The organism is Streptosporangium sp. OZ121, from assembly GCF_051918885.1.
GTDB lineage: Bacteria > Actinomycetota > Actinomycetes > Streptosporangiales > Streptosporangiaceae > Streptosporangium.
Map to the genome: position 1 here is coordinate 1 of NZ_JBPXMC010000003.1, position 15,087 is coordinate 15,087.

11 protein-coding genes and 1 pseudogene are annotated in these 15,087 nt (G+C 71.4%); 9 read left to right on the forward strand and 3 right to left on the reverse strand.

The genetic code is table 11. The annotated features are described in order from the left end of the window. Window positions 1–470, forward strand: a pseudogene (locus ACTOQ1_RS07700) (hypothetical protein); the annotation flags it as partial. Between the two features lie 104 nt (window positions 471–574). Here the strand turns inward: ACTOQ1_RS07700 and ACTOQ1_RS07705 are convergent. Further along, on the reverse strand, window positions 575–1,216 hold the full coding sequence (locus tag ACTOQ1_RS07705; protein WP_440065474.1) for a tetratricopeptide repeat protein: 642 nt from the start codon (window positions 1,214–1,216) through the stop codon (window positions 575–577). Between the two features lie 318 nt (window positions 1,217–1,534). Between ACTOQ1_RS07705 and ACTOQ1_RS07710 the strand changes: the two genes are divergently transcribed. Beyond that, window positions 1,535–1,864 carry a DUF488 family protein, N3 subclade gene (locus ACTOQ1_RS07710; protein ID WP_440065978.1) on the forward strand — a complete coding sequence of 110 codons (330 nt, stop codon included), beginning with the start codon at window positions 1,535–1,537 and terminating at the stop codon, window positions 1,862–1,864. Window positions 1,865–2,424: 560 nt separating this feature from the next. On the opposite strand, the gene ACTOQ1_RS07715 is transcribed toward ACTOQ1_RS07710, so the two are convergent. Continuing rightward, window positions 2,425–2,802, reverse strand: coding sequence for a hypothetical protein (locus ACTOQ1_RS07715; protein ID WP_440065475.1), 378 nt, complete (start codon window positions 2,800–2,802; stop codon window positions 2,425–2,427). 552 nt (window positions 2,803–3,354) lie between these two features. On the opposite strand from ACTOQ1_RS07715, the gene ACTOQ1_RS07720 reads away from it, so the two are divergent. Next, window positions 3,355–6,324: a glycosyl hydrolase gene (locus ACTOQ1_RS07720; protein WP_440065476.1), complete on the forward strand. Its 2,970-nt coding sequence runs from the start codon at window positions 3,355–3,357 to the stop codon at window positions 6,322–6,324. Window positions 6,325–6,330: 6 nt separating this feature from the next. Here the strand turns inward: ACTOQ1_RS07720 and ACTOQ1_RS07725 are convergent, their stop codons facing one another. Further along, the gene (locus ACTOQ1_RS07725) at window positions 6,331–7,305 is read right to left on the reverse strand and encodes an SCO6745 family protein (RefSeq protein WP_440065478.1); all 975 of its coding nucleotides are present in this window, start codon (window positions 7,303–7,305) and stop codon (window positions 6,331–6,333) included. 238 nt (window positions 7,306–7,543) lie between these two features. Here ACTOQ1_RS07725 and ACTOQ1_RS07730 point away from each other — a divergent pair, with 238 nt between their 5' ends. The 6 genes from ACTOQ1_RS07730 (at window position 7,544) to ACTOQ1_RS07755 (ending at window position 15,048) form a co-directional block, all read left to right on the forward strand. After that, window positions 7,544–8,629: a hypothetical protein gene (locus ACTOQ1_RS07730; protein ID WP_440065480.1), complete on the forward strand. Its 1,086-nt coding sequence runs from the start codon at window positions 7,544–7,546 to the stop codon at window positions 8,627–8,629. Window positions 8,630–8,750: 121 nt separating this feature from the next. After that, complete coding sequence (locus tag ACTOQ1_RS07735) at window positions 8,751–9,707, forward strand: TIGR03885 family FMN-dependent LLM class oxidoreductase (protein ID WP_440065481.1); 957 nt, start codon at window positions 8,751–8,753, stop codon at window positions 9,705–9,707. Between the two features lie 377 nt (window positions 9,708–10,084). Then, window positions 10,085–10,555: an ATP-binding protein gene (locus ACTOQ1_RS07740; protein WP_440065482.1), complete on the forward strand. Its 471-nt coding sequence runs from the start codon at window positions 10,085–10,087 to the stop codon at window positions 10,553–10,555. A gap of 397 nt (window positions 10,556–10,952) precedes the next feature. Beyond that, complete coding sequence (locus tag ACTOQ1_RS07745) at window positions 10,953–12,299, forward strand: MFS transporter (RefSeq protein ID WP_440065484.1); 1,347 nt, start codon at window positions 10,953–10,955, stop codon at window positions 12,297–12,299. 101 nt (window positions 12,300–12,400) lie between these two features. Beyond that, on the forward strand, window positions 12,401–13,669 hold the full coding sequence (locus ACTOQ1_RS07750) for an amidohydrolase family protein (RefSeq protein WP_440065485.1): 1,269 nt from the start codon (window positions 12,401–12,403) through the stop codon (window positions 13,667–13,669). Window positions 13,670–13,884: 215 nt separating this feature from the next. Continuing rightward, the gene (locus ACTOQ1_RS07755) at window positions 13,885–15,048 is read left to right on the forward strand and encodes a M20 metallopeptidase family protein (protein ID WP_440065487.1); all 1,164 of its coding nucleotides are present in this window, start codon (window positions 13,885–13,887) and stop codon (window positions 15,046–15,048) included. Window positions 15,049–15,087: the final 39 nt, after the last annotated feature.

The window sequence follows — 15,087 nt, forward strand, 5'->3', positions numbered from 1 at the left end:
TCTTCGAGCTGCTGCCCGACCGCGACCGCTGGCGCGGCGTCGTCCGGGACGTGGAGGAGGCGTTCGCCAAGGAGGGGACCGAAGCCGCCATGAAGGCCTTCGCCACCGGGTTCGACAGGACCGGCCGCGAGCACGAGGAGGCGGCCACCCGCGGGGAGCAGGGAGAGCCCACCCCCGAGATGGCGGAGGCGATGGCCCGGATGGAGAAGAACACGGAGTTCTTCATCGGCTACGAGGTGCCGCCGTTCGTCAGCTACCTCCCCGACGTCGACGCGCTCCGGAGCGCCTCGACGCGCGTGGTGATGGTGGCCGGCGAGGAGTCGGAGGGACAGCCGCCCTACCGGGCCTCCTTCGTGGTCGCCGAGCAGATCGAGGGGCGGCACGTGATGTTCCCCGGCGACCACGGGGCCTTCGGCACTCAGGACGAGGCCTTCGCCGCCAAGCTCGACGAGGTGCTTTCCGGCTCCTGAGGTAACGCGGCCCGACGGCCGTCTCCTGACCACCCGGCCCAGGAGGCGGCCGTGACCGCGCCGGCCTCCCGGTCTTTCCGGAGGTTCGACAGGGGCGAGATCGCCTACACCCGCGTGCGGGCCTCCTCGATCTGGCGCGCGATGTTCTTCGCACCGGCGGCCTCGGCGAGGGCACTCCCCTCCTCGGCCAGCGCGAGCGCGTCGTCACGGCGGCCCTCCGCGGCGGCGATGTAGATCAGCCCCACCAGGTTCGCGGCGACCCCCGGCAGGAAGCCGAGCTCCCGGCGGAGCCGCACCGACTCCTCCAGCCGTTCCCGCGCCGTCTCCAGCCGTCCGGCGGCGTGTTCCGCGGTACCCAGGTGCCGGAGCGCGTACGACATCAGCAGCTTGTCGCCGGACCGTACCGCGAGCTCGTGCGACCGTTCGAGAAACGGGACCGCGGTGTCGTCGTCCCCGCGGACGACCTGGTGGAGGAGGCCGATCCAGAGCAGCGACTCGCTCTCGCCGCGCAGGTCGCCGAGCGCCCGGTAGAGCTCCGTCGCACGCTCGAACAGCGCCAGCTCGCGCGGGTCCTCCTCTCCGTCCTCGAAGAAGCGCGCGTGCATGATCCGGCCACGGGCCAGCGCCAGACCGGCCTCGACCGCGTCCAACTCCCGGTCGGCCACCTCCAGCACCCCGGCCTCACCGTCGAAGACCGCGCGTTCGTAGAGCAGTCTGGCCCTTTCGAGCTTTTCTTCGGCACTCATCCGCTCAACCCCGTTCATCCGGATCCGCCCGCCGCGTCGAACACCGTACGCGGCGAACGAGGCGTGACACCAGCCTTCCGGTTGCCGTGAGAGCTTGGCCGACGGGTTGTGGGAGCCCGCCGTGGGAATGGTCGTCAAGCCTTACGAGATCTGTCCGACGGTTACGACTTGGGCGTGAGAGAGTGCAGATCATGCTTACGATCGGACAGCATGCGCGGTTGACCGGGATCGGATACGAGGGGTGTGACCTCGACGGGTTCATCCGACGGCTTCACCGTGAAAACGTCACGTTGCTGGTCGACGTCCGGCTGACCCCCGATCTCCCGGAAGCGTGGATTCAGCAAGACCGCCTTGGCCAAGGCGCTTGCCGACGCGGGAATCGCTTATGAACATATGCGAGAACTTGGCAATCCCAAATGGAACAGAGCAGGGTTCGGTGGCAGCCCGGCTGGGCTGGGGGCAGCTCGCGGTGTCTATGCGGGGCAGCTCAGGGATACCGACGCACGCGAGTGTTTGAACCGGATCGCGGAAGCCGCTCGGCGGCAGACGGTAGCGATCATGTGTTTCGAAGCCGACGAGTATCGCTGTCATCGCGACCTCGTCCTGGAAGCTTTTCGTGAACGGTTCAGCCACGCGGCGTCGGTTTGAGCCGCTGGGGATAAGCCACTCCCAGAACTATGAAGCTCTGTGGATGGGCCTGCTGGTTACCGACGTAGAAGACGGTGTCTCGATCCGATGCGCACATCAGATCCCAGAACTTCTCACGAATGACCTGTTTTACCCCGATATTTTCGCGAGCGTTCACAGTGCGTCGGAGGGCAACCAGTTCCCAGTCGTAGATTCCCTGACGGTGTGTGTTGCAGTGCCCGTCAGCCCCGCGCCGATCACCGCGATCTCCGTCTCGAGCCGGTCGGGGGTGTTCGTCGGCGGCCTCTCCCTTCGAGCGGCGTCGTCGTGCTCGACGGCGGGGTTCTCCGCGGGGGTGATCCTAGGTGAACGCGCGAAACGGCTCCGGCCGGACCCTTCCGGGCCCGGCCGGAGCCGGTGCTTTCTCGGGGGACGCCGATCAGGGGACGTTGACCGGGCGGTGGCGATCACGGGGACGGTGATCACCGGGTGATGATCGGGAACGCGGACGAGCCGGTGGTGACCACGGGGACGGTGATCACCGGGGTGACGGCCGGGGGACGGTGTCGTCGGGGTGACGATCAGCTGACGTTGGCGCAGATCGCGTAGACGCTGATGCCCACGTCGTTGTAGCCGGGCTGGCGGCCGAGCCCGATCCAGCCGCCGCCGTCGTCGGTGGGGAAGGAGCCCACCAGCACGGCCTGGTTGCCCTGCGCCTCGGCGCCGCCGCCGACGGCCTTCTTCCCGGCGGGGCAGCGGACCACGCGGCGCTGGAAGTTGGGCACGTTGGCGTTCGGCAGCTTGACGAGCTGGTAGCCGGTGAAGTCGGCGGCCGCGGAAGCGGCGGGGGCGGCGGGCACGGAGGCCGTGGCCGGGGCGGCGACGGTCATCGCGGTCAGACCCGCGACGCCGACGGCGGCGACGCCCAGCGCGGCGGTCGTGAGCTTCCTGCTTCGCATGTTCTCTCCTGAGGCAGAGGGTGCCTGGATGGTCACGCAAAGTAAATTGACTGTCACGCTGAGTGTCCAGCATTTATTTTGTCACCGCCTCGCCAGTTGCATCCGTCTCGGCGATCGGGCATGTGCGGCCCGCAGGGGGTTGTGGGTGCGGGGCTCTCGCGCGGGATCCGCGCCTTCCGTGGCCGCCGGCTCGTGGGCCTTCCTGGGGCGTCCGGGGTGTCGGGGAATGGGGGAGCGGGCACCGCCAAGTGGTCGATCGGCGATTGACGCCGACCGACGGAGAGAGCGCTCTCAGGTCAGGATAGGTTCATTTCTTGATCGTTGGCCAGGGGAGTGATGCGGTGCGCGTGAGCCGGCGGGGGCATCGCTGTCCGGTGGAACGCCCTATTTTCTGCGCTTACGCCCTCTCGCCTGCACGTCTGCACTTTACCTATTCGTTACCAACGTGAAACATTGACTGCCGTGACGCGGCCCGTTACTTTTCGGTGAGAGAGCGCTCTCTCGTATCGGTCAGCTTCAGAGCCCGATTCCTCTCCCCGGAGGCACCCCCCAATGGATCCCTCGATCCGGACCACGGGTCCGGACAGTGCCCACCCCCGTGAAGGACGACTCGCCCGGTCGGCGGCCCGCCTCAGGACCCGCCGGCGCCGCCTCGCCGCCGGTGTGGTCGTCGCGATGGTGGCCGGACTGCTCGGCCTCGGCGCCGCCCGCTCGGCCGAGGCCGCCACGGTCGGCGCCGGCAGCTACGCCGACACCCTCCCGGCCGGCCGCTCGCTGCCGGCCGGCTGCGGTTCCATCTCCACCAACCCCCGCCAGTGGGTGACGGCCAACGCCCCCGCCGGGGCCGTGCCCACCAACGACTGGTGGTCGTCGATCCTCTACAAGAAGACCGACTGCGCGTACGGTGAGCCGCTCCACGCGCACCCGATCTCGTACGACACCTTCGGCAACGGTCTCGGCTTCTCCTACAACACCACCCCCGCCATCAGCGGCACCGCGACCGGCGTCGGCGAGTACCACTACCCGTACGTCGAGAACATCCGCGTCGGGGTCGCGGGCCTGAGCTCGCCGGACGTCAAGGTCGACGGCTGGAGCGACTGGACCGTCACCCCGTACTGGAGCGGCGCGGGCCGGACCATGAAGGCCACCATCGGCCACGGCCTGCCGTTCGCGTACTTCCAGGTCACCGGAGGCGACGCGCAGATCACCGCCGCGGGCACCCCCACGGTGTGGTCCAACAGCGGCGCGACCATCGGCTTCACCGCCGGCGGCCGTGACTACGTCGCCTACGCGCCGACCGGCGCGACCTGGTCGGTGAACGGCGCGACGATCAGCTCCGCCCTGGCGGGCCGGGGCTTCTTCTCCGTGGCGGCGCTGCCCGCCGGCGGCGACCGCGCGGCCCTGGCGAGCACCTACGGCCAGTACGCGCACGCGCACGTCACCGGCACCCGGGTCTCGTACGCCTACAACCAGGCAGCGAGCTCGCTCACCACGACGTACGCCTTCACCACCACGGCCAGGCAGGGCAGCCAGACCGGCACGGTCATCGCGCTCTACCCGCACCAGTGGAACCACCTGACCGGCTCGACGCCGCTGGCGCAGACGTACGTGTCCGCGCGCGGCCAGATGAAGATCGTCACCGGGACGCAGTTCAGGACGACGATGAAGTACACCGGCGTGCTGCCCGAGATCCCCGCGGTGGCCGACAGCTCGGGTGCCGACCTCACCACGGTCACCAACCAGCTCAACGCCGAGCTCGGCAACCCGATGGACATCCGGGGCGACGACACCTACTGGACCGGCAAGGGCCTGGGCCGGGCCGCCCGCATCGCGGAGATCGCCGACCAGCTCAACCTGACGTCCGTGCGCACCGCCGCGCTGAACGCCATCCGCACCCGCCTCAACGACTGGTTCACCGCCTCACCGGGCAAGACCAGCCGGGTCTTCTACTACAACCCGAGCTGGGGAACCCTGCTCGGCTACCCGGCCTCGTACGGCTCCGACCTGGAGCTCAACGACCACCACTTCCACTACGGCTACTACATCGCCGCGGCCGCGACCCTCGCCAAGTTCGACCCCAACTGGGCCAAGACGAGCCAGTACGGCGGCATGGTGGACCTGCTGATCCGCGACGCCAACAACTACGACCGGTCCGACACCCGCTTCCCGTACCTGCGCGACTTCGACATCTACGCGGGCCACGACTGGGCGTCCGGGCACGGCGCGTTCGGCTCCGGCAACAACCAGGAGTCGTCGTCGGAGGGCCAGAACTTCGCCAACGCCCTCATCCAGTGGGGACAGGCCACCGGCAACACCGCCGTCCGCGACGCGGGCATCTTCATCTACACGACCCAGGCCGCGGCGATCCAGGAGTACTGGTTCGACTCGCGCGACCAGAACTTCCCCGCCGCCTTCGGCCACAGCACGGTCGGCATGGTCTGGGGCAGCGGCGGCGCGTACGCCACCTGGTTCAGCGCCGAGCCGGAGATGATCCAGGGCATCAACATGCTGCCGGTCACCGGCGGGCACTTCTACATGGGCGACAACCCCGGCTACGTGAACACCAACTACGCCGAGCTGGTACGCAACAACGGCGGGCCGCCCACGGTGTGGCGGGACATCCTCTGGCAGTTCCAGGCGCTGGGCAACGGCGACGCGGCCCTGTCGAACCTGCGCGCCGCCGGCGCCTACACCCCCGAGGAGGGGGAGAGCAGGGCGCACACCTTCCACTGGATCCGCAACCTGGCCGCCCTCGGCACGGTCGACACCTCCATCACCGCCAACCACCCGCTGGCCAAGGTGTTCAGCAAGAACGGGGCCCGCACCTACGTCGCGTCCAACATCACCGGCAGCGCGCTCACGGTGACCTTCTCCAACGGGACCGTGCTCAACGTCCCGGCGGGCAAGACGGTCACCTCCGGCGCCTTCACCTGGAGCGGCGGCAACGCGGGCGGCGGCACCACGAACCCCGACCCGACGCCCACCCCGACGCCGACCCCGACCCCGACCCCGACGCCCACCCCGACCCCGACGCCCACCCCGGACCCGGGCGGCTTCACCGCGACGCGCTACCTGCAGAGCGGCGGCGGTCTGCCGGGCACGGCGGGCACGGCGGGCAGCGTCACGGTGGCCGCCGCGAACGGCAACCACGACGGCGTGCCGACCAACGCCCAGGTCTTCACGGCGACCGGTCTCACCGCCAATCACAACGGCGGCACCACCGCGTTCGACCTCTTCGTGGACGCGGGCACCTCGGTCGCCAACGGCACCCAGGTCCGGGTCTCCTACGACCTGACCGGCAACGGGAGCTGGGACAGGGTGGAGACCTACGCCTACTTCGCCACCGACCCGGTGACGGGCTGGGAGCACTACACGCAGGGAGTCGGCCCGCAGTCCTCCTCGGGAACGCTCGGCAACCTGTCGAACGGCCGGGTGAGGGTCGAGGTCTGGAACGCCATCGGCAACAGCGCCGTCAGCCTCGGCGTCGGCAACCGGTCGATCGTGCGGCTGCCGTTCGGCTGATCCCCCTCAGCTGATCGGTGAGGGGACGGCCGGGAGCGTGAGCCCCCGGCCGTTCCCGCCTTCCCCGGGGGGCGGCGGCAGGCCGATGGGGTTCGAGGGCGGCATGATGCCCGACTCCAGGACGGCCATGGTCAGCGGGTGCAGCAGCAGGGCGAGCTCGGAGGTGCGCTCGTCTCCCAGGGCCCGCCAGGGAACGGCCGCGGCCTCGTCGGTCAGCCGCTCGATCCGCTCGCGCTCCCGCGCGCCCTCGGCCGTCAGGAGGCCGGAACCGTCGACCCACCCGCGCTCGCGCAGCGCGGCGGCACCGGCCTCCCACTCCTCGTCGTCCCAGCGCCGTGCCAGGCGCAGCTGGTCCAGGTCCGTCTCGCCCGCCGCGACCTTGAGCAGGTGGGACTGGACGGGGGAGACGCCGTGGGCGACGAGGGCGGCCACGTGCCCGTCGCCCCGGTGCTCGCGCAGCGTGGTGGCGGCCTGCCAGAGCATCAGGTGCGGCTCGTCGGGCGCGGGCAGCGCCTGGTTGGCCGCGCCGAGCACCCGGCCGGCGGTGTCGGCGAGCCCGGCGGCCTCCCAGGCGAGGTCCGCCGCCGCGCGCAGGTCGTCAGAGCCGGTCACCTTGTCGGTGAGCAGGTTCCGCAGTGCCGCTCCCGCACCGTCGAGCCGGGCGCGCAGCACGTCGCCGGGGGTCGCGAACGTCCACGCGTCGGGGAGCGCCCTGGCGACCCTGGCCGGGGGGAAGCCGTGGAACGCCGCCGTGACGACGCCGGGGCCGACCGGCCCGAGCGGTGCCGCCCTGGCCGCGAAGTAGCCCATCCAGAAGCCGCGCATGCCGACCGCGTCGGCCGCCGCCCGAGCCTCGGGGGCGAAGTAGGTGACGGCGTGCAGGGGCTCCAGCAACTGCCACATGACACGCGGAACGTTCGGTTCGGGCTCCGGCACGGTCTCACACCCCGTCTCGTGGATCCTGGCGGATCGGCTGTGCATGTTCATACGGTACTCGGCGAAACGGCCGGACGATCTCTCGACGAGAGAGCTGCCATCTGGTCCGAACCCTGACCTGATCTGGGAAGACGGAGTCATCTCACCCGTCAGGTTGGGTCTTCTCAAAGGGGGACGGGCGGGTTATCAAGAGCTCAGGACGAACTGTGATTTCCGACATTTCCCCGCGTCGGCATCGTGGTCGCGTCCGATCGCCCAACGCCCCGAGCCGATGGAGTACGGCATGCGTCAGTTACGAAGAGTGATGGCTGGAATCCTGTGTGTCATCGCGATGCTCGCCGTGAGCATCACCGCGACGGCCACGGGCGCGCAGGCCTCCGTTCCCAACCGGTGGGGTTTCGCCGTGGTCAACGTGACCTCCGGCATCCCTGACCCCAACCACCAGGCGGGCAGCTGGGGGGCGGGTTTCAACGTCAGCGTCACTCCCGGCGGGGTCGGGCAGACGTTCGTGAGGTTCCCGCAGATCGCGATCACCGGCGGCGTGGTCCACGTCACGGCGATCTCCCAGACCGCCTACTGGTGCCAGGCGCAGAACTGGGGCCCCTCGGGCACCGACCTGGTGGTGGCGGTGCAGTGCTACCGGTACGGAGGGGCTCCGGTCTTCACGCCGTACAGCATCGTCTTCGAGCAGAGCACCGGCGTCCTGCCCGCGCCGCAGGCGTTCGGCTACGTGCACTACAACGGCGCCGCCATCGCCACCCAGTTCAACTCGGCCGGGGGCGTGAACACCGTCGCCGGGGGCGGGGGCGTCTGGACGGTCACCCTGCCCGGCCTGGGCTCGTCCGGTTTCGCCGGAAACCTCCAGGTCACCGCGGTCAATCCCAGCCAGCCCGCCCGCTGCAAGGTCGGCGCCTGGGCCCCGGGCGTGGGCGCGCAGGCGGTCCAGGTGCGCTGCCACAACGCGACGAACGTGCCGCTCAACACCGGATGGACGCTGACCTACCAGCGTGAGCGCGCCATCACCGGTGCGGCGATCCCGCCGAAGAACTTCGCCTACACCTTCGACACCACCCCGGCCAACCCCGGCCCGTACGCGCCGGTGCCCCCGGCTCTGAACTTCAACTCCCAGACAAGCACGAACACCATCCAGACCGCCGGACTCGGCCTGCGCCTGGTGACCTTCCCGAGGGTCGGGGTCCTGCAGGACCAGGTCCAGGTCACCGCGTACGGTCCCGGCCCCGAGTTCTGCAACCTGCAGACCCTCTGGAACACCACCGGCAGCGTCGCCATCGTCCGCAACGTCGCCTGCTACAACGCCACCACCCGCGTCGACCGGCAGTCGCTGGTCACCTACACCTCGGCCTTCTGAAAGGCCACCCCGAAAGGCCACCCCGGCCTTGCGAAGGCCGGGGTGCGGTACCGCCCGGTGTCCCGGGCGGTACCGCGCCGCTCACCCGAATGGACGTCCCTCTCCCGGGTAGCCGGAGACGATGGCGACTTATGGCTTTCATTCCTCACACGAGCAGATCCATCCGGCCGAGCTGCTGAAGGCGGTCACGCGGGCCGAGCAGGCGGGGTTCGGGGCGGCGATGTCGTCGGACCACTTCTCCCCGTGGAGCAGGCGTCAGGGGCAGTCGGGGTTCGCCTGGTCCTGGCTGGGCGCGGCGCTCCAGGCCACGAACCTGCCGTTCGGCGTGGTCAACGCCCCCGGCCAGCGCTACCACCCCGCGATCATCGCCCAGGCGATCGGCACCCTCGGCGCGATGTACCCCGGGCGCTTCTGGGCCGCCCTCGGCACGGGTGAGGCGAGCAACGAGCACATCACCGGCGACCGCTGGCCGCGCAAGGAGCTCCGCAAGCAGCGGCTGCGGGAGTGCGTCGACGTCATCCGGGCGATGCTGGCGGGGGAGGAGGTCAGCCACGACGGGCTGGTGACCGTCGACCGTGCCCGGCTGTGGACCCGCCCGGAGGTCCCCCCGAAGCTGGTCGGTGCGGCGGTGAGTGCCGAGACGGCCCGCTGGTGCGCGGAGTGGGCCGACGGCCTGATCACCGTGGGAGGGCCCGTCGACCGGCTGCGCGAGGTCATCGGCGCCTACCGGGACGCCGGAGGCAAGGGCAAGGTGGCGCTCCAGGTCCACCTCAGCTGGGCCGAGAGCGACGACGAGGCGATGGCCATCGCCCATGACCAGTGGCGGAGCAACGTCTTCTCGCCGCCGGTCAGCTGGGACCTCGAGACCGCCGAGCTCTTCGACGTGGTCTCCGCGGACGTGTCGCCGGAGAAGGTGGCCGAGGCCGTCAACGTCTCCTCCGACCTCGGCTGGCACGCCGCCAGGATCAACGAGTACGCGGACCTGGGCTTCGAGGAGATCTACCTGCACCACGTGGGCCAGGAGCAGGCCGCCTACATCGACGCCTTCGGCGCGAAGGTGCTTCCCCAGTTGCGCTGACGGATCCCTCCCCTGCCTCCCCTGCCTCCCCGGCCGCGCGCTGACGCCGCGCCGACGTCGGCGCGCGGCCGGGAGGGCGGCGGTACGGGCGGGTTCCCGGCCGGAGGGGGCGTCGGTACGGACCGGCCGGGGGTACGGACGACTTTCCGGCCGGAGGGGGGCTACGGCGCGGGCGGGTTTCCGGTCGGGGAGGTGGACGGTACGGGCGGGTTCCCGGCCGGTGACCGGCCTCTTCGGCCGCCGGAGGCCATGGCGCAAATCGGATCTTCCTCACTTCTCACGACATGTGATGGAAACAATTCGGGAGGAATCAATTCACAGACGTAAGTGAATGTTCTACATTTGTCATGGGAGCGCTCCCATCAGAAGGAGGCGCAGTGTCTCTCCAGCACGACTCATCTGCGGCGTCCCTTGACGACGCCCACGAGTACGAAGGCGAGTGCCTGCTGCCCGCCGTTCCCACGAGCGTGCGCGACGCCCGCTCGCTGGTCCGCCGGGAGCTCTCCCTGTGGGGTGCGGACGATCTGATAGACGACTGCATGCTGATCGTCAGCGAGCTGGTCACCAACGCCGTCAGGTACGGCGGCGCCGCGTGCGCGCTGCGGATCCGGGGCGGCGGGAGCTTCGTCCGCGGCGAGCTCTTCGACCCGGGGGAGGGGGCTCCCCGCGTGTGCGCCCGCGACATGGACGCCACCGGCGGCCGGGGCCTCCAGATCGTCGACTCCCTCGCCGACGACTGGGGTGTCGCCCATCCCCCTTCCGGAGGAAAGATCGTCTGGTTCGTCCTCGGTCTCCCCGCCCCCGCCCCCATCCGTCCCGCCGTCGCCCCGGTCCTGCAGTTCAAGTAGGCGCGTGCCGGGAGGCGCCCGATCGTCCGGCGCGCCCGGTGTCACCCGGCCCGGGGTCGCCCAGCCTGGGGTCGTGTGGCCGTCCGGGCCCCTGAGAGGCCCGCGGGCAGGAAGCGGGAAGGCGCCTGAAGAGGCGGAACGGGGAAGGCGCCGGAAAAAAGGGGAAGCACCGGAAACGCCGGAAGGGGCGGCAGCGCCTGCAGGGGAGGGCGCCGGGGGCCGGAAGAGGCCTGAGCGGTCGCGCCCGCCGGAAGCGGGCTCCCCGGCATCCGGTGTCACGGCGTCACGGTGACCTGGTGGTCATCGCCGCCGGGGGCCGGGGGTGGGTGTGCCTCCGTGTCGTCCGGCCCCGTAGTGTGCGGGACGGCCACCCCCCAGGGAGAGAAACGCATCGTCCATGACGTACGACCACACCCGCCGCGCCTGCTACACCGGATATGTCACGCAGGCCATCGTCAACAACCTGGCCCCCCTGCTGTTCATCGTTTTCCAGACCCGCTACCAGCTGCCCCTGGAGATGCTCGGGCGCCTGGTACTGCTCAACTTCGCCACCCAGCTGGTCACCGACATCGTGGCCGTGAGGTTCGTGGACCGGACCGGTTACCGCGTCCCGCTGGTGCTGGCTCACATCCTGTCGGCGCTGGGCCTGGTGCTGCTGGCGGTGGCCCCGGCGGTGTCGCCCTCCCCGTACCTGGGACTGTGCGTCGCGATCGTCGTCTACGCCGTCGGCGGCGGCCTGCTGGAGGTGCTCGTCAGCCCCGTCGTGGACGCGCTGCCCAGCCCGCAGGAGGGCAAGGCCGCGGCGATGAGCCTGCTGCACTCCTTCTACTGCTGGGGGCAGGTCGCGGTGGTGGCGGGCAGCACGCTGCTGCTGGCCTGGATCGGCCAGGACGCCTGGCAGGTCCTGCCGGTCGCCTGGGCGCTCGTCCCGCTGGTCAACATGGTGGCGTTCCTGAGGGTGCCGCTGCCCGCGACCGTGCCGGACGAGCACCGTACCTCCCTGCGGGCGCTCTTCGGGGCTCCCGCCTTCGCCGCCGCCGTCGTGCTGATGCTCTGCGCGGGCGCGGCCGAGCTGACCATGTCGCAGTGGTCCTCCCTCTTCGCGGAGGAGGGACTGGGCGTCTCCAAGGTGTGGGGCGACCTGGCGGGCCCGTGCCTGTTCGCGGTGCTGATGGGGATCGGCCGCATCGTCTACGGCCTGTGGGGCGAGCGGATCCCGCTGGTACCCGCGATGGCCTCGTGCGGCGCGCTGGCGACCGTCTGCTACCTCGTCGTCTGCCTGTCCTCCGACCCGGTGGTCAGCCTCGTCGGCTGCGCGGTGTGCGGCCTGGCCGTCAGCCTCCTGTGGCCGGGGACCTTCAGCCTCGCCGCGGCCCGCTTCCCCCTCGGCGGCGCGGCCATGTTCGGCGTGCTGGCCGTCTTCGGTGACGCCGGGGGCGCGGCCGGTCCCTGGATCGCCGGGGCCGCCGCGGACGCCTCCGCCGCCGCGAACGGGTTCCTGTCCGCCCTGTCGGCCGCGCTCCCCGGCGACGGCGGCTCCGGTCTGCGCACCGGCATCCTCGTCGCCACCGTCTTCCCGCTCGCCGTCGTCGCCCTCACCCTCGCGTACGGCATCCGGACGAGGGGCGCGGCGGGCACAGCAGGCACGGCAGGCGCGGTGGACACGGCGGGTACGGCGGGTACTGCGGCGGACGGGACGCCCGGTGAGGCGGCGGGTGAGGTGGAGCGTCCGATCGGCGGGTGAGCCGGACGGGACATCGGGGCATGACATCCCCTTTTCATGGGCACCTCGTATCCCAGCGACACCGCACACTCGAGGAGCGTTCCACCATGACCCCGGCACCCATGGACTCTCCGGTTAGGGCCGGGTCCGCTGACGGTGCGGGCGGGACGGCGGGTGGCGGGCCCCTGGAACACGCGGTCCGGGCGGGGGAGGCCGGAATTCCGGGGCGCGCGGCCGTGACGGCGGGGGCCGGGGTCCTGGAGCGGGCGATCGAGGCGATACCGCTGGTGGATCATCACGTGCACGGCGCCCTGGACGGCGACCTGCCGCGGAGGCGGTTCGAGGAGCTGATCACCGAGTCCGACCGGCCGGTGCCGGGCTGGATGACCCAGTTCGACTCGCAGCTCGGTTTCGCCGTCCTGCGGCACTGCGCGCCCGTCCTCGGTCTCGACCCGCACCCGGACCCGGAGACCTACCTCGCCCGCCGCGCCGAGCTCGGGGCCGGGGAGGCGAACCGGCGCCTGCTGGCCGCGGCCGGGGTGGGTCACTTCCTCCTGGAGACCGGTTACGGGGGAGAGGAGATCCTCGGCCCGGCGTCGATGGCGGCCCTCACGGGGCGGCCCGTCGAGGAGATCGTCCGCCTGGAGTCGATCGCCGAGGGAGTCGTCGCCGAGGGGACCGACGCCGCCGGGTTCGCCGCCCGCTTCGAGGCGGCCCTGTGGGAGCGCAGCCGTACGGCGCGCGGCCTGAAGAGCGTCGCCGCCTACCGGTACGGGCTCGACCTCGACCCCGCCCCGCCCGCCCCGGCCGAGGTGACGGCGGCGGCCGGGCGCTGGCTGCGCGAGTCCGAGCGGACCGGGACGATCCGCGTCGACGACCCGGTGCTGCTGCGCCACCTCATCTGGGCGGGCATCGAGCGCGGGCTGCCGCTCCAGTTCCACGTCGGGTACGGCGACCCCGACCTCGACCTGCGCCGTTCCGACCCCCTGCTGCTGCGCGGCCTCGTCGAGCTCGCCGAGCCCAGGGGCGTCCCCCTGCTCCTGCTGCACTGTTACCCGTACCACCGCAACGCCGGTTACCTCGCCCAGGCCTACCCGCACGTCTACCTCGACGTCGGGCTCGGGGTGAACCACACCGGGGCGCGCAGCGTGGCCGTGGTGGCCGAGAGCCTGGAGCTGGCGCCGTTCGCCAAGATCCTCTTCTCCTCGGACGCCTGGGGCCCCGCGGAGCTCCACCACCTGGGCGCCCTGCTCTGGCGCCGCGCGATGGCCCGGGTCCTCGGGGGGTTCGTCGCGGACGGCGAGTGGAGCGAGCCGCAGGCGATCCGGGTCGCCACCATGATCGGCGCGCGGAACGCCCGCCGCGTCTACGGCCTCGGAGAGACCGGGTGACCGGGTGACCGGGTGATCGGCCCCGAGGCCGGAGACGAGAACGACCATCACGTACGAAGAGAACGGCGCCCCATGTCACCCACGTACCACCGGAACGGCACCACGCACAGTCAGAGGGAGATCCATGATCGGCACTCACGTCCGCACACTCGCCGCACTCGCCGAGGAGGACGCGTGAGGGGCAACCGCGACGCCCGCCGGCTCGGGGGGCGGCGATGAACGAGATCCACGAGCGGCTCCGCGCCGCTCTGCACGCCGAGCTGCCCGCGGCCTTCCAGCTGCGGCGGGAACTGCACGCCGAGCCGTGCGTGTCGGGAAAGGAGGAGCCGACGCTCAAGCGCGTGCTGGACGCGCTGCCCGAGGGCGACGCGACGGAGCGGGTGGCCGGGACCGGCGCGCTCCTTCGCGTCGGCGGCGAGGGCCTGGCCGTCGGGGTGCGCGGGGAGCTGGACGCCCTGCCGATCCAGGAGGAGACGGACGTGCCCTGGGCCTCGCGCAACGGCGCCATGCACGCCTGCGGCCACGACGTACACCTCGCGGCGCTGGTGGCGCTGACCAGGGCGGTCGACCGGGTACGGGCGCCCGCGCCGATGGTCGCGGTGCTGCAGCCGCGCGAGGAGACCCACCCCTCCGGTGCTCGCGACATCGTCGACTCCGGCGCGCTCCGCAGGAACCGGGTCGGCGCGATGATCGCGGCACACGTCCAGCCGGTGCTCGCCACCGGCGAGACGGCCTGCACACCCGGCGCGGTCAACGCCTCCTCCGACGAGTTCACCGTCACCGTCCGGGGGCAGGGCGGGCACGCGGCCTACCCCCACCTGTCCCGCGACTCGGTCCTGGCGCTCGCCCAGATCATCGTGGCCGCGCAGCAGCTCGTCAGCCGCGACGCCGACCCGATGACGCCGACCGTGGTCACCTTCGGGAGCGTGTCGGCGGGCAGCGCCCCCAACGCGATCCCGGGGCATGCCTCCGCCCGCGGCACCCTCCGCACGATGTCGGAGCCGTGGCGCCACCAGCTGCACCACCGCTTCCGCGAGATCGCCGAGGGCGTCGCCCGCGTCCACGGCTGCGAGGCGGAGGTGCGGATCACGCACGGGGAGCCGGTGCTCGTCAACGACGCCCGCCTCGCCGAGGAGACCGGCTGCATCCTCGTCGACGTCGCCCACCACATGCCCGCCACGCTGCGCTCCTGCGGTGCCGACGACTTCGCCCACTTCGCGTCGGTCGTGCCGTCGCTGATGCTGTTCGTGGGCACCGACACGGCGTCGGGGCTGCACAGCCCGTACTTCCTGCCCGGAGACGAGACCGTGACGGCGGTCGCCGAGAGCCTGCTCGCGGCCTACCTCGCCGCCACGCGGGTGATCGGCGCGGGCGGCTGAACAGGCGTTTCGCGCTGGTGACGGCAATCCGCGGGAGAC